This is a genomic window from Nostoc sp. GT001 (assembly GCF_030382115.1).
Classification (GTDB): Bacteria; Cyanobacteriota; Cyanobacteriia; order Cyanobacteriales; family Nostocaceae; genus Nostoc.
Map to the genome: position 1 here is coordinate 1388512 of NZ_JAUDRJ010000003.1, position 21391 is coordinate 1409902.

Consider the following 21391-nt stretch of genomic DNA (forward strand, 5'->3'; position numbering starts at 1 on the left):
TAATTCCTCCTTGTCCCCCTGCTCCAACTCATTACTCATTACTCATTACTCATTACTCATTACTCATTACTCATTACTCATTACTCATCCGCTCCCCCACTCCCCACTCTCCTCTATGACAGATACTTTTGAAAAAACTAGCTGGAGTTGGCAGTTGTCTCAATTCCAACAACAAGCAGGTGAATGGTGGGAATACCAGTTTTACCGCTTTGAACGGGCTTTACCAGAATTGCCTACTGGATGGTCAATTAGTCCAAGGCTTAGTGAATTGCTGAAATTCCTGTTTTGGCTGGTACTGGGATTATTTATAGCGTGGGTGGGTTGGCGATTATGGCGAGAATTCAGTCCCTACATATATTCTTGGCTAAATAGAAGTAGCAATTTCACTGATTTTCGCGTCAAAAATCGCTCTAATGAGTCATCTATTGCCCTTTTATTGGAGCGATCGCAAGAATTTTATCGTCAAGGTAATTACCGTGAGGCTTGCCGTTGTGTTTATTTAGCGATGTTGCAGCAGTTGGATAAAAATGCGATCGCACCCCACAAACTTAGCCGTACCGATGGAGAATATCTGCAATTGCTGCGATCGTCTGTGACTCCCATACAGCCTTATGAAACTCTAATTACGACTCACGAGCAATTATGTTTTGGTAATGCTGAGATTTTGCCAGACAATTATGAGCAGTGTCGGCAAGCTTATCGAGAAATTTCCCCGGAATGAAAAAGAGACGTTGCAATGCAACGTCTCTACACAAAACAAACAATATTCTATTTGGTAAGAAGAGCGATCGCCTTGTCCACAGCTTGCAAGGCGGTGTTGACTTCCGCCTCTGTAACAATTAACGGTGGCACAAACCGGATTACTTTTGGCCCGGCTGGTACTAGCAATACACCTTCCTTGATGGCAGCATTGACGACATCGGCTGCGGTTATCTCGATGTCGGCTCGTAACTCCAAACCGTTGATTAAACCCCAACCCCGAACTTCGCTAATGTGCTGAGGATATTTTGCCGCGATCGCCTTTAATCCAGATCGCAACTGTTCGCCCCTGTCTTGCACATTCTGCAAAATATTTTCCTTTTCCAATGTCTGACAAACACTGAGTGCTACACCACACACAAAAGGATTTCCGCCAAAGGTGCTAGCGTGTTCTCCTGGTTGAAAAACATCGCAGAATTTTTTGCTCATCATTGCACCGATGGGGACACCGCCACCCAAGCCTTTAGCACTGGTGAAAATATCCGGTTCAACGCCAAGATGTTCGTAAGCCCATAATTTGCCGCTGCGCCCCATACCAACTTGCACTTCGTCGAAAATCAACAAAATGCCAGTTTCATCACAAATCTGTCGGAGCTTTTTGAAATAGGCAACATCTCCTGGACGTACACCGCCTTCTCCCTGCAATGGCTCAATCAGAATCGCCGCTACCCGATAATCGCCTTCATCCAACTCGCTAATCGCCACTTCCACAGCGTTAATATCGTTGTAATTTACGTAGTGGAACCCAGGAACCAAAGGATCAAAATATTTTTGATACTTCGGTTGTGCAGTGGCGGTAATCGTTGCCAAAGTCCGTCCGTGGAAACTGGCATTGGCGGTTAAAATAATCGGTTTTTCAATGTCTAATACTGTGTGGGCATATTTCCGCGCCAGTTTAATTGCGGCTTCGTTAGCTTCAGCACCAGAGTTGCAGAAAAATACGCGATCGGCACAGGAACGATCGACAAGCCATTTTGCCAATTCACCTTGCTCAGGAATGTAATACAAATTAGAGACATGGTGCAGCTTTTGGATTTGGCGTGTTACCGCCTCTACCATCGCTGGGTGGGCATGTCCTAAAGTACAAGTAGCAATTCCCGCTACAAAGTCCAGATATTCCCGCCCCTGTGTATCCCAAACCCGACATCCAGCACCCCGTTCTAGGGCTAAGGGAAACCGGGCGTAGGTAGACATCACAGCTTCATTAAAGCTCTCTGTATCAAAGGGACTAGATGCTGACCCTGAATCTGGGGGGATGGTGGCTTGGTCAACGAGAGTTTGTAGGCTCACTACCGCTCCTCCTGAAAGTTTTTCATTATATAGTTATTTACTAGTTTCCTAGAAATCCCTAAAAAATACTTTTTATTTAGCACAACTCGTACTTCTTCTTAGGCTAACGCTTATATAACCTCAAACGCACGGCGGTGGTGAAAAAAAACTTTTTACTCAACGCTTGAGCAAGAGTATGAGCGACAGGCAATTTGCATAGGCGCAGCCCAACTTAGGCACCGCAAGTCTTGCATAGAGTCCAGGGGTTTTCTTACGGATGTACATACTTCACTCGTCAACTGCTGTTTAACCTGGGGTTATTACTTGAACAATTTCAGACGTATAAGAGATAAGTACAAAAAAACTCCCTTCATCGCAGAGGGGAGTTTAGCGATAAATTGAAAATGTTACTGGCTCAGTAGCCCAACAAACATTTCAAGGTGCATCTTAGCTTTGTGCAAATTCAGCAGGTTCTCTTGGTCAAACCGATCAGAGTAAGCCATTCTCCTACCTTCCAATGTTATTTTGATAAGTGCTGCTTGCTCATCTGTGGGTGAATTCATTTCATCTATCACCCCTTCAAAAAGAAGAGGCGAAAGCACAAGAAGACCCTCCAGAATTCTGTAGACGCGCTATCCAAGAAGCACTAGATAAGAAAAAAGGTAAGTAGTCCTGAGTTATTGGACTATTAGTATAGATAACTTTAAAGTTAGTAGAAAACTAGAAAAAGTAGGCTAAAAGTACTATTTTTAACTCATTCTCAACACTTGAGCAAAAATATCAACGTATCCAAAAAGAGTTGATGGCTGGGGCGATCGCTCTTGGCGGTGTTTTCTTCATTGGCACTTTGTGGTATTGGCTAGTGGAGGGCTGGTCATGGGAAGATGCAGCTTACATGACAGTCATCACTTTAGCCACTGTGGGATATGGAGAGACGCACCCACTCGGTAGCCGAGGACGATTATTTACAATTGCCCTAATTTTGTTGGGTGTAGTCAATATCGGTTACATTGTCAACAGATTTACAGAAGCGATCATTCAAGGCTACTTTCAACAAGGAATTCGGCTACAGCAACAGAGGCGGTTAATGGAATCCCTGACAGAACATTACATCATCTGTGGATTTAGTCGGACTGGTCGCCAAATTGCCAAGGAATTTCGGGCAGAAGAGGCACCTTTTGTAGTGATTGATTCGGAGATTGAATCAGTACAAAGGGCGCAGTCTGAAGGTTACACAGCCTACCAAGGTGATGCTACATTAGATGACACACTTTTGAAAGTTGGTATTGAACGGGCGGTTTGCATCGTTGCAGCCCTTCCTTCTGATGCTGAAAATTTATACATTGTATTATCAGCTAAAACACTGAATTCGGGGATTCGGGTGATCGCACGGGCAAGCACAGAAGAAGCTTTGCAGAAGTTACGACGGGGGGTGCAGATGAAGTGATATCCCCCTATATTACTGGTGGTAAGCGCATGGCTGCTGCGGCACTCAGACCCCAGGTTTTGGACTTTGTAGATGGGATTTTGACAGGTGCAGACCGCCAATTGTATATGGAAGAATTTTTACTCGACCCGGCTTTTTGTCCTTTTGTGGGTCAAAGTTTGCAAAAGGCGAGATTGCGATCGCAATCTGGGGCATTGGTTCTCGCAATTCGCCGTGTTGATGGCACTTTAATCGGCGGTCCCACTGGCGATACGATTTTAATGCCAGGAGATCGGCTAATTGGTATGGGTACAGCAGAGCAATTGCGTAGCCTGAATCAAATTCTCGGCCCAATGAATTCCAAGAAACTGCGACGACCGAAAAATAGTTGAGCTTATTTAATTGCTTTTTTATACTAATTATGTATTGTTATATAGTCATAATTGCGTAAACAGATTTAGACTTTCCCAAATCGCCGCTCCCGTTGTTGGTAGGCACACAAGGCGCGGTGAAATTCGGCACGGTCAAAATCGGGCCAGAGAGCATCGGTAATATAAATTTCTCCATAAGCCATTTGCCAGAGAAGAAAATTTGAGAGACGCATTTCCCCACTGGTGCGAATTAACAAATCTGGGTCAGTAATTCCGGCTGTGTACAAGTGGCTCTCAAATACCTGTTCATTAATTTCATGGGGTTGGAGCATACCTTGCTGGACTTGCTTTGCGATCGCCTGACAAGCTTGTAAAATTTCCTGCCGTCCGCCATAATTAGTTGCTACCGAAAACCGGATACCGCGATTATTCTTAGTTTCTTCCATTGAACGGGAAATTTCTTCTTGGAGCGATCGCGGCAGGTCTTGCAAATTCCCTACAAACTTAATTTGAACATTCTCTTCGACCATTTCGCGCAGTTCTTGGCGCAAAACTCTTTGAAATAGAGTCATCAAAAAATCTACTTCTTCTTGCGGTCTTTTCCAGTTCTCCGTTGAAAAAGCATAAGCTGTCAACGCCTGAATTCCCCAATCCTGACAACAGCGAAGTAAATCTTTAAGAGCATCTACTCCTCGTTTATGACCCATAATTCGGGGTAGACCCTGACGTTTAGCCCATCGACCATTACCATCCATAATTACCGCCACGTGCTGCGGCAATAGTTCTCGTTTTAAATCAGTAGGTAAATCTTGCAGTTTAGTTTGTTGTGCTGTCATTTTTTATCTCGAGAAGCGGTCGATGGTAATCTGAGTAAACGTGAAACCAGTGCTAGTGTCTTGCCACTTATCCGACGAACAAAACTCAACAGACCAGGAGCAACAGCTTCCCTATCCACGTTTGGAGACAAAAGGGCATCTAATGACTCTTTCAGTTTCCGAATCGTCAGCGGTCTATTTAGGGTTCCCCGTTCCGCTAAGGAAATAGAACCCGTTTCTTCAGAGACAACGACACAAATGCAATTTTCGACCCGCTCAGTAATTCCCATTGCCGCCCGGTGGCGTGTTCCCAACTGGCGCGAGGCTGTGCGTCCCGAAAGTGGCAAAATTATACCCGATGACACTATTCGTGATCCACGAATCAGTGTTGCCCCATCGTGTAACAAGGTTTTCGGCTGGAAAATTGTCTGGATCAGTTCTTTAGAAACTTCCGCATTTAGCTTTACTCCTGGCACAGAAAAATCTCGCTCATCAATTGGCCCTGTGGTTTCCACAATTAGTAAAGCTCCAATGCGGTTTTTTGACAATTCTTTAACAGCCTCAACAATTTCATCAATTACACTATCAGATTTAGGGATTGCCAGCCGATCGGGTTGAAATAGCTGGCGGAATTCGCCACGTCCCAATTGCTCCAAAAATCGCCGAAACTCTGACTGTAGAGCAACTGCCATCGCCACAGCACAACCAATTACCAATTTTTCTAATACAAAACTTAGCAGAGGTAGTCCTAATCTGCCACTTAGTGCCGAGGCTAGCATTAAGATAATGAATCCCCGCACCATCCACAGTGTCCGGCGCTCACTAATGATAACTAGTATCATGTAAGTCAGCGCCAGCACCAACACAATATCCAGAGTCCCAAGTAGCAAGGACTGTGACCATCCTAGGTTTGTCAGCCATTGCTTCCACCAATCTCTCATGACATCTGGATTAAACTTTTGCCTCTAATTACGATTGGGAGTTAGGAGTTAGGAGTTAGGAGTTAGGAGTTATGAGTTATGAGTTATGAAAAAACTTAAAGTTCACAACTACTAACTCATAACTTAAAATTCACAACTCCTAACTTCTAACTATTAACTCCTAACTCTTGATTTTTCAGTCTTTCTGGTAGGCGATCTTGTCGAATTAAGTCTTGATAAGTTTCACGTTGCAAAATTAAATTTGCTTCGCCATTCGCCACAACAACAGCTGCCGATCGGGGCAAGCGATTGTAGTTAGATGCCATACTGTAATTGTACGCACCAGTTCCCATAACTACGAGAATATCCCCTGGTTCAGTCTTTGGGAGTAGAGCGTTATGAATCAGAATATCTCCTGATTCACAATGTTTACCAGCAATTGTGACTGTTTGGGTTAAAGGAGAAGACATTTTATTAGCAACGACTGCCCGATAAACTGATTGGTAAGTAATCGGGCGGGGATTATCAGACATTCCCCCATCGATCGCTACGTAGGTACGAATTTCTGGGATAACTTTGGATGAACCAATAGTATAGGCAGTGACGCAAGCTGTAGCAATTAGCGATCGCCCCGGTTCACACAATAATTTTGGCAAAGGTAAATTTTCGGCTGCACAAGCTTCTTGGATCACTTCACAAATCGGCTTTACCCACTCTTCAATGCTAGGGGGATCGTCTGATTCTATATACTTAATCCCTAAACCACCACCGACATTTAACTCTGTAAAATTTAACCCATACTTCGCCGCTTCTCGTAACCACTGCACCATCAAAGCTGCTAAATCTCGATGCGGTTGGCGCTCAAAAATTTGGGAACCAATATGAGCATGTAACCCTACGCAGTTAAGGAAAGACTGTTTGCTGACAAAAGTAAATAATTCCTCTAACTCATTTGGATCAAAGCCAAATTTACTATCTAGTTGCCCCGTGCGGATATATTCATGTGTGTGACATTCAATACCTGGGGTCAGACGCAACAGGAATCGAGGCTGTACGGAGGGGGAATTTGCCCTCTCAACAATTTCTACCAAAGTGCGTAACTCGTGCCAGTTATCCACCACAATAGTGCAACCGACTTCAGTGGCAAAAATCAGTTCTTCACGAGATTTATTGTTGTTATGAAGATAGATTTTCTCAGGATTGACACCTGCTTGCAGCGCGGTGTAAAGTTCACCGCCTGATGCAACATCAATTCCTAAACCCTCTGATGCCGCGATCGCACAAACTGCTAGACAATTCCAAGCTTTTGAGGCGTACAATACTTGAGATTCGCCCTTGTAGTATTGCTTGAAAGCATCTCGGTATTGCTGACAACCCGAACGCAGGGTTTCTTCATCTAAAATATATAAAGGTGAACCAAACTGCTCAACTAGGGTTGTGACATCACACCCACCAATTTCCAGGGAGTCATGATTATGGACTCTGGCAGTTAAGGGTAAAAGTTCCTGATTAGGCGATGGATTTGCCTTGGTGTCGTGCCTTTGAGGTAAATATTGACTTCCAGAATGTTGAACCCCAGTGGGGTGAGTCGATACCATAACTATAAAAATTTTCCTTGTTCAAATTACGGGCTTTGAGTTTGTCTCCCGATTCCCAGTTTACAAAGGGTTTGTAATCTTATTCAACAAATGTGATCTCATTAGACTTAGAAATTAAATTACTGACATTAGAAAATCTCAGTGCTATTCTGGAACTCGATCAAGCTTGTTTTGGTGGACTTTGGACTCCAGACGGCTACAAACGAGAATTGGATAGTCCCAACAGCGATTTACTCGGTTTATTTTCCCCCTCCTCCAGCACAAGTTTGCTAGGAATGGGTTGCTTTTGGTCAATTTTAGATGAAGCTCACATTACAATTTTGGCGGTTCATCCTCAATATCACCGCCAAGGAATGGGTGCGGCTTTACTATATTCACTCATTAAGACAGCTTGCGATCGCAAAATGGAACGAGCTACCCTCGAAGTCCGAGCTTCCAACTTGGCGGCAATATCTTTATATCAAAAATTTGGCTTCAAAACAGCAGGGCGGCGGCGGCGTTACTACCAAGATAACGATGAGGATGCTTTAATCCTTTGGCTTCCAGATTTACAACACCGCAAATTTAAAGCAACTTTAGACCAATGGTATTCTATTGTCAGCGATCGCTTGGACAAATCCTCTTGGCATTTGCTTTTTAAGTAGTTGGGCATTATTAATTTTGATCTATTGGGGCTTGCGATCGGCTTCAGCAAAAAAATGCAACTTTGCCGCACTATTATTTATTTAAATATTTTATCTAAAAAAATATTTAAATAAATAAAACATATATAAACTACTTTTGCTTGATATTAATAAAAATATATGTTAAGTATAAGTGTTTGGGATTGAGTCAAAAAACCCTAATTTAAACAGTCAACTATTTATAATAAATCCCAAAAAAGCTGGTGAACTAAAGCTCCTCAGTATACTAGCAAGATAAAAGTAGTCAATAGTTAACAATTAGCCCATCAACTCAAGTCATAGGTTCAGGATGTCTATAATCTGTTATACAGGCATCCAAAAGCTTTGCCTGTGCTAAAATCAGCATACTCGGCACGACCGCAGATGATGGGATAAAGCCATGTTTGAGCGCTTCACAGAAAAAGCCATTAAGGTAATCATGCTGGCCCAAGAAGAGCCCGCCGTTTAGGTCACAACTTTGTCGGAACCGAGCAGATCCTCCTGGGTCTGATTGGCGAAGGCACTGGAGTGGCTGCTAAGGTGCTGAAATCAATGGGCGTCAATCTCAAAGATGCCCGAATTGAAGTTGAAAAAATTATAGGACGGGGATCGGGCTTTGTTGCCGTGGAAATTCCGTTTACGCCACGGGCGAAGCGAGTTTTAGAACTTTCCTTGGAAGAAGCACGCCAACTGGGGCATAACTACATTGGCACCGAGCATCTGCTGTTGGGCCTAATCCGCGAAGGGGAAGGCGTCGCAGCCAGGGTGCTAGAAAACCTCGGTGTGGATCTATCTAAGGTAAGAACCCAAGTCATTCGGATGTTGGGAGAAACTGCCGAAGTTTCACCAGGCGGTTCATCTGGGCGCACAAAAACCCCGACTCTGGATGAATTTGGTTCAAACCTGACCCAGATGGCGATTGACAATAAGCTCGATCCAGTGGTGGGACGCGCCAAGGAAATTGAGCGAGTGATTCAGATATTGGGTCGCCGAACCAAAAATAACCCAGTGCTGATTGGGGAACCAGGGGTTGGTAAAACTGCGATCGCTGAAGGTTTAGCTTCACGCATTGCCACCAAAGATGTCCCTGACATCCTCGAAGATAAACGCGTCGTCACTTTAGATATTGGTTTGCTCGTAGCAGGAACCAAGTACCGGGGTGAATTTGAAGAACGCTTGAAAAAAATCATGGATGAAATCCGCTCGGCGGGTAATGTCATTCTCGTGATTGATGAGGTACACACCTTAATTGGTGCAGGTGCAGCCGAAGGTGCTATTGACGCAGCGAATATCCTCAAGCCAGCTTTGGCCAGAGGTGAGTTGCAGTGCATCGGTGCTACAACCCTAGATGAATACCGGAAGCACATCGAGCGAGATGCAGCGCTAGAGCGACGTTTCCAGCCAGTAATGGTTGGTGAACCTACAGTTGATGAAACAATTGAAATTTTATATGGTTTGCGCGAACGCTACGAGCAACACCACAAACTGAAAATCTCTGACGAAGCATTGGTAGCGGCGGCGAAATTGTCAGATCGTTACATTAGCGATCGCTTCCTCCCAGATAAAGCCATCGACTTAGTTGATGAAGCTGGTTCTAGAGTGCGCTTGATTAATTCCCAGCTGCCACCCGCAGCCAAAGAGCTAGATAAAGAACTGCGTCAGATATTAAAAGAAAAAGATGACGCGGTGCGCTCTCAAGACTTTGACAAAGCTGGAGAATTGCGCGATCGCGAAATGGAAATCAAAGCCGAAATCCGAGCGATCGCTCAAAGCAAGACCAATGCAACTGGCACAGAAGGTGAAGAACCTGTAGTTACAGAAGAAGACATTGCTCACATTGTCGCTTCCTGGACTGGAGTACTGGTGAACAAACTCACCGAATCTGAATCTGAAAAGCTGCTGCACATGGAAGACACCTTGCATCAGCGTTTAATTGGTCAAGATGAAGCTGTGAAAGCAGTTTCACGAGCAATTCGTCGCGCTCGTGTTGGTTTGAAAAATCCCAACCGACCCATAGCTAGCTTTGTCTTCTCTGGGCCTACTGGTGTAGGTAAAACCGAGTTGGCGAAATCCTTAGCTGCTTACTTCTTCGGTTCCGAAGAAGCGATGATCCGCTTAGATATGTCCGAATACATGGAGCGTCACACCGTCAGTAAGCTGATTGGTTCCCCTCCAGGTTATGTTGGCTATAACGAAGGTGGTCAGCTAACCGAAGCCGTGCGGCGGCGTCCTTACACCGTGGTGTTATTCGACGAAATCGAAAAAGCCCACCCCGATGTATTCAATATGCTGCTGCAAATTTTGGAAGACGGTCGGTTAACTGATGCCAAAGGTCGCACGGTAGACTTCAAGAACACCTTGCTGATTTTAACTTCCAATATTGGTTCTAAGGTAATTGAAAAAGGCGGTAGCGGTATCGGCTTTGAATTCTCCGAAGATGCCAGCGAGTCAACTTACAACCGGATTCGCTCTTTGGTCAACGAAGAACTCAAACAGTACTTCCGTCCAGAGTTCCTCAACCGACTCGATGAAATTATCGTCTTCCGTCAGTTGAACAAGCCGGAAGTGACCCAAATCGCCGAAATTATGCTCAAGGAAGTATTTGGTCGTCTGACGGAAAAGGGTATCACCTTAGAAGTCACAGACCGCTTCAAGGATCGTTTGATCCAAGAAGGTTACAGTCCCAGCTACGGCGCAAGGCCATTACGTCGGGCAATTATGCGCCTGTTAGAAGATAGCCTAGCAGAAGAAATTCTGTCTGGTCGTATCAAAGATGGCGATACAGCCCTTGTTGATGTGGATGAAAATGGGGTTGTGCAAGTTAGTTCTCAACAGCGTCGGGAATTGTTACCCCAAGGTGTTGAGTAAGATTTAGGGTTTGAGATTTAAATCTCAAATAGAAAATTAGAAAACGGTAGAGTATTAATTGCTCTACCGTTTTTTTCGGTCTGCGTTAGTATATCGTTCACTAAACGTTCAAGGCAATACTTAGCCGTTCAACTTGGGCTTCAATGGCTGCCAAAAGTTGGTGTTGCTGCCAATCTTGGCTAAGATGGGCGGCTATGCAAGCGGCTCCAGCACCCATACCTTCTTTGACAAAGCCCTGCTCATAAGCTCTCAGTTGAGGATGACGAGAATCAGCAAAGCTCAGATGAGTTGCTAATAGAGAAGGGGTTCTTCCACTCTGAGTTAAGCTGCTTTTTCCTAAGTTGAGGACTAAATCAACTGTAGCGCCAGTAGGATCTTCAGCCACCCAGCGGGTTGTGCCTACAACGACTGCTTCTGGTTGCCATGATAAGGCGTAAGCTTGAGCGATCGCACTCATCAACGCATAAACCGCCAGCATTTGCGTCCCTCCAGCCAGCATTACGCCACAACTCCGGCTAGCAGCGATCGCCATTCCAGCTACCACCACTTGCATCGGATCGCCCACGGCGGCGACGAGTTGTAAGGGATCTACAGAATTTTGGATTTTAGATACTTCTCTACGAGAGGCTGCGCCAACGACTTCGCTCAGTGCAAGTTTTGGATTTTGGATTTGAGATTGGAAGTTTATCTCCCCCTGCCTCCCCTGCACCCTGCTCTCCCTCATCTTCTCCAGTCCAGCTTGCACTAGTGCCCACTTTTGCGCGTGGTTACAAACAGGGTGGCTACTGTTAACTTTTCCGGCAGCATCTATACCTAAACCTGTTAAGATTGCCAGGGCAGTTGTAGTACCTCCGACGACGCACTCACCGAGAATCAAATACCCCTGTTGAATATTTGCGGCTAGGCGTTCTCCCCAAAGTAGCCCTTGTTCAAACAAGTGGTGTACTGTTGTAATTTCCATAGCAGACCCTTGACTTAAACACTTAGCAGGAGCGCCACCCAAATCAATTACTGGCACAGCAGGAGCTTGGGGTAAACCAGCATTAAATAAATGAATTGGTATCTTTAGTGACTCAAATACAGCGCGAGAAATCAGCACAGGTGAAGCCCCAGCGGTCAATGGTGGTAGGGGATATTGGGCTTTATGTTCTGGGCCGTAATACAAAAACTCGGCATCGGCACAAGCTGTATATTTCCGATCCTCTGGAGTGCGACCAGCTGCTGAAATACCTGGAATTAAAGCAGTTTCAGTAAATCCTAAAACACAAGCAAATACTGGTAAACAACCACGATACCTTTGCAGCCATTGTTCACCTAGTTCTTTTTGAGTATAAATACTAATTTGGGAATTGGGCATGGAACATTGGTTATTAGTTAGGACTCATCATTTAACTAATGACAAATGACAAATACTTCGACTTCGCTCAGTACAAGTGACAAATGACTATCCTTCATAATCCATGAGGACTTGTACCCAGTGTGGTGGGCGGGGGATCGGGTTGCCCAGACGGTCAAAAAGCAACCATGCTGCCAGGTGCACCACAAAAAGGTAGATAAAGTTGTTGAGTAGAATTAAAGCGATCGCTCCCACTTGAATCAAAAATACACTGGGACTCGCCAACAAACTCAAGTTAAAAAATACCCACTCAATGAACTCAGTCACCTGGGTTATCACATAAATCCATAAGTCTTCACCCGACAAAACAGACAACAACCACAGCCGAAAAAAAACTCCCAAAGTACCCAACAGCGTACCCAGAGTGATAGAAACAATCCAGGGAAGACGACGACACCACGTAGCGCCCAAAAGAACGCCCATGAACCCGTAGGGCATGACAAACAGCAAACTGCGGGCTGGCCCCATCAATACCGTCAGCAGTAACCCAGAGGTGAGTGCTGCCATCCATGCCGCACGTTTACCCCAACGCAGATAGACTAGAGCGATCGGCACTGGAAAAAATATCCGCAACACTGGGCCCAAAGGAAAGTAAAAATTAATAAACCAAATTAAGCTAGCGGCACTGGCTAAAAATGCCGTTTCCACCATCCTCAAGGGCGCATCTGCCTTGATTTGAGGAGGCATTAACTGCTGTTCTTTATCTAGCCAATGGTTCTGAGGAGTTGGAGATTCAGGGGATGGATCTTCTTCCGGTTCATCTGGGAGAGAATCTAAAATACTCATATCTGACAAGTTTTTAAACGATCATTCTTTCTAAGGCTGACAAATCGGGAATACAAATAGTGTCTTGATCCCGTTTAATCAAGCCTTTTTTTCTNAGCCTTGTCAATACTCGTGTCACCGTTTCCCGCGCCAGTCCGCTCAAGCTACTCAATTCCCGATGAGGTAAATTGGGGATTTCGGTTCCGGTTTGTCCTTTTTTTCCCTGTCCTTCTGCCAAAAATAACAACGTATCTGCTACCCTTGACTGGCTATCAGATTCCCGCAACCGCAATCGGCGATTTACTTGCCGCAAACGTCGTGCCATGAGTTGCGCCAATCGAACTCCCGCCAAGGGTTCTATCTGAAGTAACTTGACAAAATCCTGAGCAGGCATACTACCAATTACCGTTGGGGCCAAGGTAATCACATCGGTGGATCGAGGTGCTTCATCTAGCGCCGCCATTTCACCAAACAATTCACCTTTGCCAATAATATTCAGCGTTACCTCTTTTCCTTCCAGATTGTAGGTGCGAATTTTTACCCATCCGTCCATAATAAAATACACAGAACCACCCCAGTCATTTTCCAGTAAAATCACCTGATTGGCTGGGTGAGTGCGGGTAACAAGATGGGTGAGGGCTGTTTCCACAGCAGTTTCTGGCAACCCTTGAAAAAAGGGAGCGGAGGCGATCATCCAGGAATTAGCCTGTGCTTGCAAGCTATATCGATCTTCCATTACGACATCTTTAATTCAAGCTGCTATGTACACATAAAAAACAGGAGCGCCATTTGTAGCCTAAGCTATCATTGCACAGCTCCCTTTCAAAGAAAAAACTAAACTATGCTACACAAGAAAGCGACAAGAAGTTTTTCTAAATAATCTTTACCTATAAGTTTAAACGGGGTAAAAGTTTTGCAAAAAGTAGTTTATAGCCTGCGGTTGTATTGCTTAGGGGCTAGCTGTACTGCAAACTTGATTAGTTATGAATATAGGCAAACAACATTAATGATACTAAAGGGAGTAAATTATTGCTCAGGTATTTTAGCGATTTTAAAAAATAGGCGACCAATGACCTGCAAAATTACGCTTTTCGAGCAAAGGCTGTCTGAAGAGGACAAGGAGAGGGGGAGACAAGGGGATGGGGGAGGCAAAGAGAAACTTTTTTCCTTGTTTTCTTCGATGATTGAAGATTGCCACGACTCCCAGTAATCCATAACATAATGACAGTCACAAGTCCAAGCAGCGGCTCTTGCCACTCAAAACTTCTTCTATGGTGACACTACACGTACCAAAATCCCCATAGGGTTACGGTGATTGTAAAGTAATTGTTCACATGAGTTTACATAGATTTATATATAAGGTAGAAAAGTGACTTTTAGTACAGATGAAATTCAAAAGCTGATCGCAGACATTGACAACTTACTTGCCAGCGGTGGCAAGCGCCTGTCTAGATTTCTGTCTGGTCAGGCGCAAGAGCCTAAAGAAGTTTTAGAGCGAATTCGCGACTTCTTGGTGAGGTTACAAGAAAAAGAAGCATTAGAGAGCAGCATCCCAAATCAGTCTTCTGAAGATCCGCGATCGCCTTTGTTAACAAAATTTATTGATCGTAGTAACAACCAGTATCCACTACCGCAGCCCGAACTCAGTCAGGAAGCGAGTACTGTTGGCGCAGGACAATTAAATAATGAATTTTCGAGATTGATTCAGCCGTTGCGATCGGAATTAGAATTGCTTTTGCAAGAACGAGCCAGTCTCATACAAGAAATTCGGCAACTAGAACAAAAGCGATTGCAAAACTACTCCTTAGCGCAGCAGTTGACAAACCAGGAACAAATGATTACCGAGTTTTTACAGGTACTCATGAGTCGCCTTGTGCCGACTTTAACACCACTGATTGGACAGACCAGAGAAAATTCCGCCAGTTCTTCAGGAGGAACTAATTACGCAACCTCTGCTAATCAATCTTTATTAGAATCCTCTGACGATGTGGAGCGCTTAACCCAGCTAGCTAGGGAGTTGGATCAACGCCTATTATCACTAGATGGAACGGTGAATGTAGTCTTTGAAGCACTACAGCGTAACATTAATACTTATTACGAATCTCTGTCCCAAGCACTGGCAAGAATGCATAGCAAGGGAATGCAGGGCGAACAGCTGATGGCCAGCTTTGTCAACAATTTAACCCAGCATTTGCAACAAGAATCACCTAGTTCGCAGTCATTTTTCCTGGGAGAGGAATCTGAGACACTACCATCATTGACTGAACCAGCCGAGATTGCTGCTAGAGTTGCACCCCAATCCTTGGAGCTTATCCAGCCAGAAACTTTATCTCCACTCACAATTGAGCAACAGGAAACTAACCTCACGGAGGATCTAGATGCAGTGCTGTTGCAGCTTGGTGTAGACTCATCTGAATATTCTCAAACCCCGACCGAATTACCGGAAGATATTTCTGCGGCAATTGGTGATGAAGTAGACCAACTTTACGCCAGTTTGTTTGATGCTGGTGATGTTAATCATCCCAGCCTCGATGTTCCCACAAATGAATTATCTGCTTCCACAGCCTCTCCATCTCCGTTGAATATCGCCCAGACCCCGCCTGTCTCTCCAACCGTGGATTCTGCGATTTTGACAACGGATACGGGTCTTTCAGCCCAAGAGACTTTAGGCGAAACCAAAGATTCATCAGAGCCACAGGAAGAACTATTTTTTGAAGAAGATAATGACCTAAATTCACCTCTTAGCTTCTCTACTCCACAAATAGACAGTTTGCCACAAATCGGCACTCAACCAGATAGCGTTGATACAATTAATACCCTAACTGACTTATTGCCTGATGCCGATAGTGAACTGCAATTGCTGGAAGTCTCATCTTCTGTAGATAATGCCATAACTACAGCAAATGACCTATTGCCTGATACCGATAGTGAACTGCAACTGTTGGAAGTGTCATCTTTTGTGGATGATGCCATAACCACAGCACCAGTGACTCCAGAAGTAGCAGATATTGCGTTGGCAGAGCCTAGCGAAGATATCGCCACATCGGAAGTATTAATTAACAGCGATCGCTCCGAACTGTCTTCAGATAACTACATTGCTGCTTCACCCCAAGAAAACTTACTTTCTATTGAGTTAAACCAGTCTCCAACCGTACCAGATATTTCTTTAGATGAAGAACAGTTGCAGCAATTAGATCGGGATTTGGCTAATTTCGATCGGCAGCTAAATTCTGAGTCGCAGCCAGATCGCAACTTGGATGTTTTCTCGGAACTACTTGATAGCATTCAAGACACAATCCCCACAACTCCCCTTGAAAATCCCCAAATAGCAGAGAATACATCAGCTGCTTTCTCCAGTTTGGCAGTTCCCCAGGTAGAAACTGAAAAAAAAAAGGAAGTCACAACTCCTACTCCAGAAAGTTCTCTACCTCCAATTGCCAACTCCATAAATAATCCAGAAGTTTCGCCCAATATTCTAGAATCAGTCTGGTATTTAGGAATTGATTTAGGTACAACAGGAATTTCCGCCGCATTATTAAATCGCTCGACTTTTGTTGTACATCCTATCTACTGGTCAGCAGAAAATCCGCCGGGAACAAGCTCCTTTCAGCAATCGTTTCGTTTACCAACAGAGGTTTATCTGCCTATTGCCTCTGTACCTCACGGTGAAAACGAAACTATCGAAGCACATGAGCAGACAGCACCTGCGGCTGTTGCCCAAGATAAAGCACCCGATCGCTCGGCTACCACTTCTACAACACCAAAATCGACAGCAGATCCGACGAAAAATAATCTCTACTCGGCGCAGTTGAAGCCTTACTTACAAGTAGCCATTCCCTACAAGAGCGAACGACAGAAATGGGAACCTGTTTTGCAATTAAACGAATTTTCGGCAGGGCCTTTGATTTGGGTTGTGCGATCGCTCTCTAAGTTACTATTAACCCTCAAATCCGAAAAAACAAGTACCACCCCTAGTTTAATGGCTGCCGCTGTTGGGATTGGCGAACAAGATTTTCCGCAGATTATCAATAATATTGCTGGTGTAATTTGTACCTGTCCATCTAGCTGGTCGGAACAATACCGCTTTAACGTGCGGGAAGCTTTACTCACTAGCAAACTTATTCAACATCCGCAGCAAGTCTTTTTTGTCGAAGAAGCGATCGCTAGTCTACTCCCGGAACTCGATGCTATTAATGGTGAGCAAGTAAAACTAAGCGATGCTCAAGGTTCTCATCCAGCAAAAACTAGCGAACATCCCATTGTTGGCAACACCCTTGTGATTAACATTGGGACAACTGCCACAGAAATGTTGCTGGTAAATCTACCAGAAACCTTGCAGCAGTTGACATATAGTGATTTCATGCTCCATAGTTTTGCTTATGCTGGCAAAGGAATTGAACAAGATATAATTTGCCAGCTGCTATTGCCACCGAAATCTCGGCAATCACGCCTAGAAACACCAAGCGATAGCAAAACTTCCACGAGTAATCCTTGGCAATGGCAACCGTCAATTCCCGGTTTAGACCAAATGCGTTGGCAGACTTTAGGGTTGGAAGAATTAGAACTACCTAGAGTCGGAGAACCAGATATCACCGCTCGAATTCGCCTCCAACAGCGTCTAGAAAGTTCTCTGCTAGGACAGGCGGTATTAGATGCGGCGTTAGCCCTAAAGCTGATTTTGCAACACCAAGACTCTTTTACCCTAGAATTAGCCGATCAGCGGTGGGTTTTGCAGCGACGAGACTTAGAAAGCCAAGTATTTATCCCCTTTGTGCGCCGCCTGAACCGAGAACTCAACAAGTTATTGGTAGCTCGTGGCATCCCCACAGAAGCCATTAATCAAGCTATCCTGACTGGTGGAGTGGCTTGTGTCGGGACGGTGAACCGCTGGTTACGGCAAAAACTTCCCAGCACTAAGATTATTCAAGATTTATATCTCGGCGAAAACGGCGCTCCCAATTGCAGTCGGGTTGCTTATGGTTTGGCGATGCTGCCTCTGCATCCCCAGATTTTAGATATACCCAGGCAACAATACACTGATTATTTCTTGTTTACAGAATTGTTGCGACTGCTACCAGAGCGTCCCTTATCTTTCGGTGAAGTTATCCAGTTATTTGAGGGTCGTGGGATCAATACTCGCATTTGTCAGCAAAGGCTGCTGGCTTTTTTGGAAGGTGAACTGCCTTCCGGTTTGATACCTTCAGTCACAGAATCAACCTGGCTTACCCAGAGTTCGCAAGAAAATCCTGACTATCAGGCGATCGCCACAGCACCACTTTTTGAAAAACAAGGGAGTCTCACTTATCGTCCCAATTCTCAACAATTGTTATCTTTGCGTCGTTATCTAGATGCAATTAAGGCTAGTAATCAGCAATCACTAGAGGAACCATATACGGTGAATTTTGCCTTAGAGGTTGATCGTTGAGACTAGTACCGCAAGGCGGAATTAAAAATTAAAAATTAAAAATTAAAAATGAATCCAGCATAAGGGTTTTGTTGATTTAGAATGATTGGTTTATTTCCGCCGTGTTGTACTAGTAGATTGCGCTAGAAATAAGAATACTACTCAAAATTCCAAATGCTCATGATCATAAGCATTTGGAATTTTGCGAATTACTACTAGTACTTCAGCACAGTAATTTTTGGGATATGTACGATAGTAGTATCTTTTTATTAGTTTTTATTAAGTGGATAAAATACCGTAAATTTACAATCTATCACTTGAATTGAAAGATTCTGTAAATTTTTGGTTTTTGGTTTTTACATCGGCTAAAATTTGTGTATATTAACACTCGGTAGTAACGACAACAGTAGTAAAAATCGCCCAACAATCATGTCTACACTACTAATGTAAAAATTCCTGTTATAAAACTAAGTTAGCCCTTGTGAATAATCTTTATCTTTATTCAGTTAATTGTTTGCAACAGCCTTCACACCCGTCAACTTTAAGCGTGAGAAAACGATTAATTGACATTGTTGGAGCAATTGTGGGGCTGATTGTTACATTTATGATAGCAATTCCCGTAGCAATTGCTACTTTTATTCATGAACCAAGTCCAATATTTTATTCCCAAATTCGCTGTGGTTTAAACGGAAAAACTTTCCGCATCTGGAAATTCCGCTCCATGATAGTCGATGCTGATAAACTCAAGCATTTGGTTGAGAACCAAGCCAAAGGTCACATTTTTAAATCTGTTGACGATCCTCGCATTACTCCTGTTGGTAAATTTTTGCGGCGTACTAGCTTGGATGAATTCCCTCAATTTTGGAATGTTTTATTAGGGGACATGAGTTTAGTTGGTACTCGTCCACCTACTCCTGATGAAGTCAGTAATTACGATCCACACCACTGGGATAGATTGCGAGTCAAACCAGGCATTACCGGAGAATGGCAAGCTAATGGGCGTTCCAGTATTACAGACTTTGAAACCATTGTGAAAATGGATATGGATTATCAACGTAAGTGGTCTATAACTTATGACCTGAGTCTGATTATTAAAACTATCTGGGTGGTATTTAAAAAGACTGGTGCTTATTAGACCTCTTGCGCGAATGCAAAACTAGCCCTCATCCCCCAACCCCTTCTCCCAATTTTGTGAGAAGGGGAGACAATTTCAAAATCCCTCTCCCAAGCTTGGGAGAGGGATTTTGGGTGAAAGCTCATTGATTCATGCAAGAAGTCTATTGAATTGGGTCTCAACCCTTGACGCCGCTACCTGTTTCTGTAGGTACAATGTAACGTTGTAAAAATAAAAATAGTACTAATACTGGAGCGATCGCAATTACTGAGCCAGCAGCTACCAAGCGCCAGTCAAGAGAAAATGTACCTGCTAGCTTGGCGACTCCCAAAGGAAGAGTGTATAAATTTTCGTCTTGGATGACAATTAAAGGCCACAAAAAGTCACTCCAAGCACCAATGAATACGAAAATAGCTAAAGTTACCAATGCAGGGCGAACTGCTGGTAACATAATATGCCACCATAATCCTAACTCTGAGCTGCCATCCATCCGGGCGGCTTCTTCTATTTCTTTGGGGACACTCATGAAAGCTTGGCGCAACAAAAAAATCCCAAAGGCAGAAGCTAAACTCGGAAAAATCATCCCTAAATAAGTATTTCTCAAACCCATCTGGACTGTCAGAATATAAAGGGGAATCATCACGATTTGGAAGGGAATCATAATCGTAGAGACGATCGCTATAAAAATCCAGTCTCGCCCCACAAACGACAATCTTGCCAACGGATAGGCCGCTAAAGCGCAAAACAGCAGATTTAAGCCTACAGTCAGTATTGATACCAAGGTACTGTTATACAAGTATTGTCCAAACGGTAGAGAATTCCACACACTAGAGAAGTTATTTAGTGTCGGTTGACTCGGTAGCAACTGTGGCGGCGACTGAAAAATATTTTCCGTAGGTGATTTCAAGGCTGTACTAATTAGCCATAGTAAAGGAAAGAGCATCAACAGGGCGATCGCTCCCAACACTGCATACATTAGTAGAATCTGCGATCGTGATTTTTTCCAGTTCAGCATTTGATTAATAAATTTCCCAGTTCTCTAAATATTTATTACAACTTGCTTTCAATATTTTGCACTTGCTCAAATATTTGGTGGATGCTCACCCATTTCCACCCACATTTTCCGCACACGAGTTAATTGCAGACGATTCATTTTTAAAGTATAAATTGTTGCTCTACTAATGGTTGTAAGTCCTACAATTTCTGTAGCATCTTCACTCCAAGTAAAATGGTCTGCCCACAGTTGTTGTTGTGGATTAAATAATTTAACCTCATTCTGAGTATTAGGGTCAATTGCTGTTTGGCGAGTTGCTTTATAACGATTACAAGATGGACAAGCCAAGCATAGATTTTCAAATACAGTTTTCCCTCCAGCAGACAAGGGAATGATATGCTCAAATTCAAAGGTAGTGACTGTTAAAGCTTCAGCAGTGCGACAGTAAGCACAACAATCAGCAAAATAATTACGAATTTCCTTTTTTAATTCAACAGGAATGTAAACACTCACGCTAGTTGCTGTTTATTTTGAAAAATATTTAAGGTATATCTAGCTCTGGTTTTAAGAATATTTAATTGATCAACCTGTGTCAATAATCTGTCTAAGGTTTCAGTTTCGTCATCTGACAAATCATTGTCAGAATTTTTAACTAATAATTCCTGTAACTGTATCTGAGCTTTGGGAGATAAATAACTTTCTGCCAAGGCTTGCAACTCATCTAGATTTAAACCAATCAATAATTCCGAATCTACAGATAAGTTAGTTAGCTGTTGATAAGTTTCTAAATCTAACAGTACTCCAACTTTTTTTCCCTCTGCGTTAGTGACATACTGAACTGAGTCAGACATGGCTTTACTTGAGAATTTGCTTAATTTTATTCTAACCTATCATTTGTTTATTCATTAAACCAAGATTACTGACTTATTTTAAAAGTCGGTAATCTTGGTATTTCAATTTTTACTAATTAGATTTAATTGGTAGAAAGTCTGATGTTGTACACACAGTTTTCAAAGGTTTATCTTGCAGT

The 21391-nt window shown here is 43.6% G+C and carries 15 protein-coding genes and 2 pseudogenes; 6 read left to right on the top strand and 11 right to left on the bottom strand.

Going from position 1 to position 21391, the window contains the following annotated elements; translation table 11 throughout:
* The first annotated feature begins 115 nt into the window (after nt 1-115).
* Nucleotides 116-721 (top strand): DUF4129 domain-containing protein, encoded by a 606-nt coding sequence (locus tag QUD05_RS08610; RefSeq protein WP_289795698.1) that lies wholly within the window; start codon nt 116-118, stop codon nt 719-721.
* Nucleotides 722-768: 47 nt separating this feature from the next.
* On the opposite strand, the gene QUD05_RS08615 is transcribed toward QUD05_RS08610, so the two are convergent.
* Entirely contained in the window at nt 769-2049 is a 1281-nt protein-coding gene (locus QUD05_RS08615) for an aspartate aminotransferase family protein (RefSeq protein WP_289795699.1), read from the bottom strand.
* A 386-nt stretch (nt 2050-2435) separates the two neighbouring features.
* A complete protein-coding gene (locus tag QUD05_RS08620; RefSeq protein WP_289795700.1) occupies nt 2436-2591 on the bottom strand; it encodes a hypothetical protein in 156 nt (51 codons plus the stop codon).
* 239 nt (nt 2592-2830) lie between these two features.
* Between QUD05_RS08620 and QUD05_RS08625 the strand changes: the two are divergent.
* A pseudogene (locus QUD05_RS08625) lies at nt 2831-3846 on the top strand (potassium channel family protein).
* Nucleotides 3847-3911: 65 nt separating this feature from the next.
* Here QUD05_RS08625 and uppS read toward each other — a convergent pair.
* The 3 genes from uppS to lysA form a co-directional block, all read right to left on the bottom strand.
* Complete coding sequence (uppS, locus tag QUD05_RS08630; RefSeq protein WP_289795701.1) at nt 3912-4661, bottom strand: undecaprenyl pyrophosphate synthase; 750 nt, start codon at nt 4659-4661, stop codon at nt 3912-3914.
* Nucleotides 4658-5581, bottom strand: coding sequence for a diadenylate cyclase CdaA (gene cdaA / locus QUD05_RS08635; protein WP_289795702.1), 924 nt, complete (start codon nt 5579-5581; stop codon nt 4658-4660). The genes uppS and cdaA overlap by 4 nt, the downstream gene beginning before the upstream one ends.
* Nucleotides 5582-5727: 146 nt before the next feature.
* A complete protein-coding gene (gene lysA / locus QUD05_RS08640; protein WP_289795703.1) occupies nt 5728-7158 on the bottom strand; it encodes a diaminopimelate decarboxylase in 1431 nt (476 codons plus the stop codon).
* A gap of 92 nt (nt 7159-7250) precedes the next feature.
* Between lysA and rimI the strand changes: the two genes are divergently transcribed.
* Nucleotides 7251-7802, top strand: coding sequence for a ribosomal protein S18-alanine N-acetyltransferase (gene rimI, locus QUD05_RS08645; protein WP_289795704.1), 552 nt, complete (start codon nt 7251-7253; stop codon nt 7800-7802).
* Between the two features lie 418 nt (nt 7803-8220).
* Nucleotides 8221-10688, top strand: a pseudogene (locus QUD05_RS08650) (ATP-dependent Clp protease ATP-binding subunit).
* A 100-nt stretch (nt 10689-10788) separates the two neighbouring features.
* Here QUD05_RS08650 and QUD05_RS08655 read toward each other — a convergent pair.
* The 3 genes from QUD05_RS08655 to QUD05_RS08665 all read right to left on the bottom strand — a co-directional run bounded on the left by QUD05_RS08655 (nt 10789) and on the right by QUD05_RS08665 (nt 13585).
* Nucleotides 10789-12045, bottom strand: coding sequence for a nicotinate-nucleotide--dimethylbenzimidazole phosphoribosyltransferase (locus tag QUD05_RS08655; RefSeq protein ID WP_289795705.1), 1257 nt, complete (start codon nt 12043-12045; stop codon nt 10789-10791).
* An 87-nt stretch (nt 12046-12132) separates the two neighbouring features.
* Nucleotides 12133-12870 carry a DUF2232 domain-containing protein gene (locus QUD05_RS08660; protein ID WP_289795706.1) on the bottom strand — a complete coding sequence of 246 codons (738 nt, stop codon included), beginning with the start codon at nt 12868-12870 and terminating at the stop codon, nt 12133-12135.
* Nucleotides 12871-12883: 13 nt separating this feature from the next.
* Nucleotides 12884-13585: a Crp/Fnr family transcriptional regulator gene (locus QUD05_RS08665; protein ID WP_289795707.1), complete on the bottom strand. Its 702-nt coding sequence runs from the start codon at nt 13583-13585 to the stop codon at nt 12884-12886.
* Between the two features lie 633 nt (nt 13586-14218).
* On the opposite strand from QUD05_RS08665, the gene QUD05_RS08670 reads away from it, so the two are divergent.
* Entirely contained in the window at nt 14219-18274 is a 4056-nt protein-coding gene (locus tag QUD05_RS08670) for a hypothetical protein (protein ID WP_289795708.1), read from the top strand.
* A gap of 460 nt (nt 18275-18734) precedes the next feature.
* Nucleotides 18735-19388 (top strand): sugar transferase, encoded by a 654-nt coding sequence (locus QUD05_RS08675; protein WP_289795709.1) that lies wholly within the window; start codon nt 18735-18737, stop codon nt 19386-19388.
* Between the two features lie 157 nt (nt 19389-19545).
* Here the strand turns inward: QUD05_RS08675 and QUD05_RS08680 are convergent, their stop codons facing one another.
* The 3 genes from QUD05_RS08680 to QUD05_RS08690 form a co-directional block, all read right to left on the bottom strand.
* Nucleotides 19546-20382: a carbohydrate ABC transporter permease gene (locus tag QUD05_RS08680; protein WP_289795710.1), complete on the bottom strand. Its 837-nt coding sequence runs from the start codon at nt 20380-20382 to the stop codon at nt 19546-19548.
* A gap of 66 nt (nt 20383-20448) precedes the next feature.
* Nucleotides 20449-20874: an HNH endonuclease gene (locus tag QUD05_RS08685; protein WP_289795711.1), complete on the bottom strand. Its 426-nt coding sequence runs from the start codon at nt 20872-20874 to the stop codon at nt 20449-20451.
* Nucleotides 20871-21212 carry a hypothetical protein gene (locus QUD05_RS08690; protein WP_289795712.1) on the bottom strand — a complete coding sequence of 114 codons (342 nt, stop codon included), beginning with the start codon at nt 21210-21212 and terminating at the stop codon, nt 20871-20873. Before QUD05_RS08690 ends, QUD05_RS08685 begins: the two co-directional genes overlap by 4 nt.
* Between the last annotated feature and the right edge of the window lie 179 nt (nt 21213-21391).

Bases quoted from the DNA above. Each gene is read 5' to 3' on its own strand.
- QUD05_RS08655 (WP_289795705.1), bottom strand. From the start codon at position 12,045: ATGCCCAATTCCCAAATTAGTATTTATACTCAAAAAGAACTAGGTGAA.
- cdaA (WP_289795702.1), bottom strand. From the start codon at position 5,581: ATGAGAGATTGGTGGAAGCAATGGCTGACAAACCTAGGATGGTCACAG.
- lysA (WP_289795703.1), bottom strand. From the start codon at position 7,158: ATGGTATCGACTCACCCCACTGGGGTTCAACATTCTGGAAGTCAATAT.
- QUD05_RS08680 (WP_289795710.1), bottom strand. From the start codon at position 20,382: ATGCTGAACTGGAAAAAATCACGATCGCAGATTCTACTAATGTATGCA.
- QUD05_RS08610 (WP_289795698.1), top strand. From the start codon at position 116: ATGACAGATACTTTTGAAAAAACTAGCTGGAGTTGGCAGTTGTCTCAA.
- uppS (WP_289795701.1), bottom strand. From the start codon at position 4,661: ATGACAGCACAACAAACTAAACTGCAAGATTTACCTACTGATTTAAAA.
- QUD05_RS08620 (WP_289795700.1), bottom strand. From the start codon at position 2,591: ATGAATTCACCCACAGATGAGCAAGCAGCACTTATCAAAATAACATTG.
- QUD05_RS08660 (WP_289795706.1), bottom strand. From the start codon at position 12,870: ATGAGTATTTTAGATTCTCTCCCAGATGAACCGGAAGAAGATCCATCC.
- QUD05_RS08690 (WP_289795712.1), bottom strand. From the start codon at position 21,212: ATGTCTGACTCAGTTCAGTATGTCACTAACGCAGAGGGAAAAAAAGTT.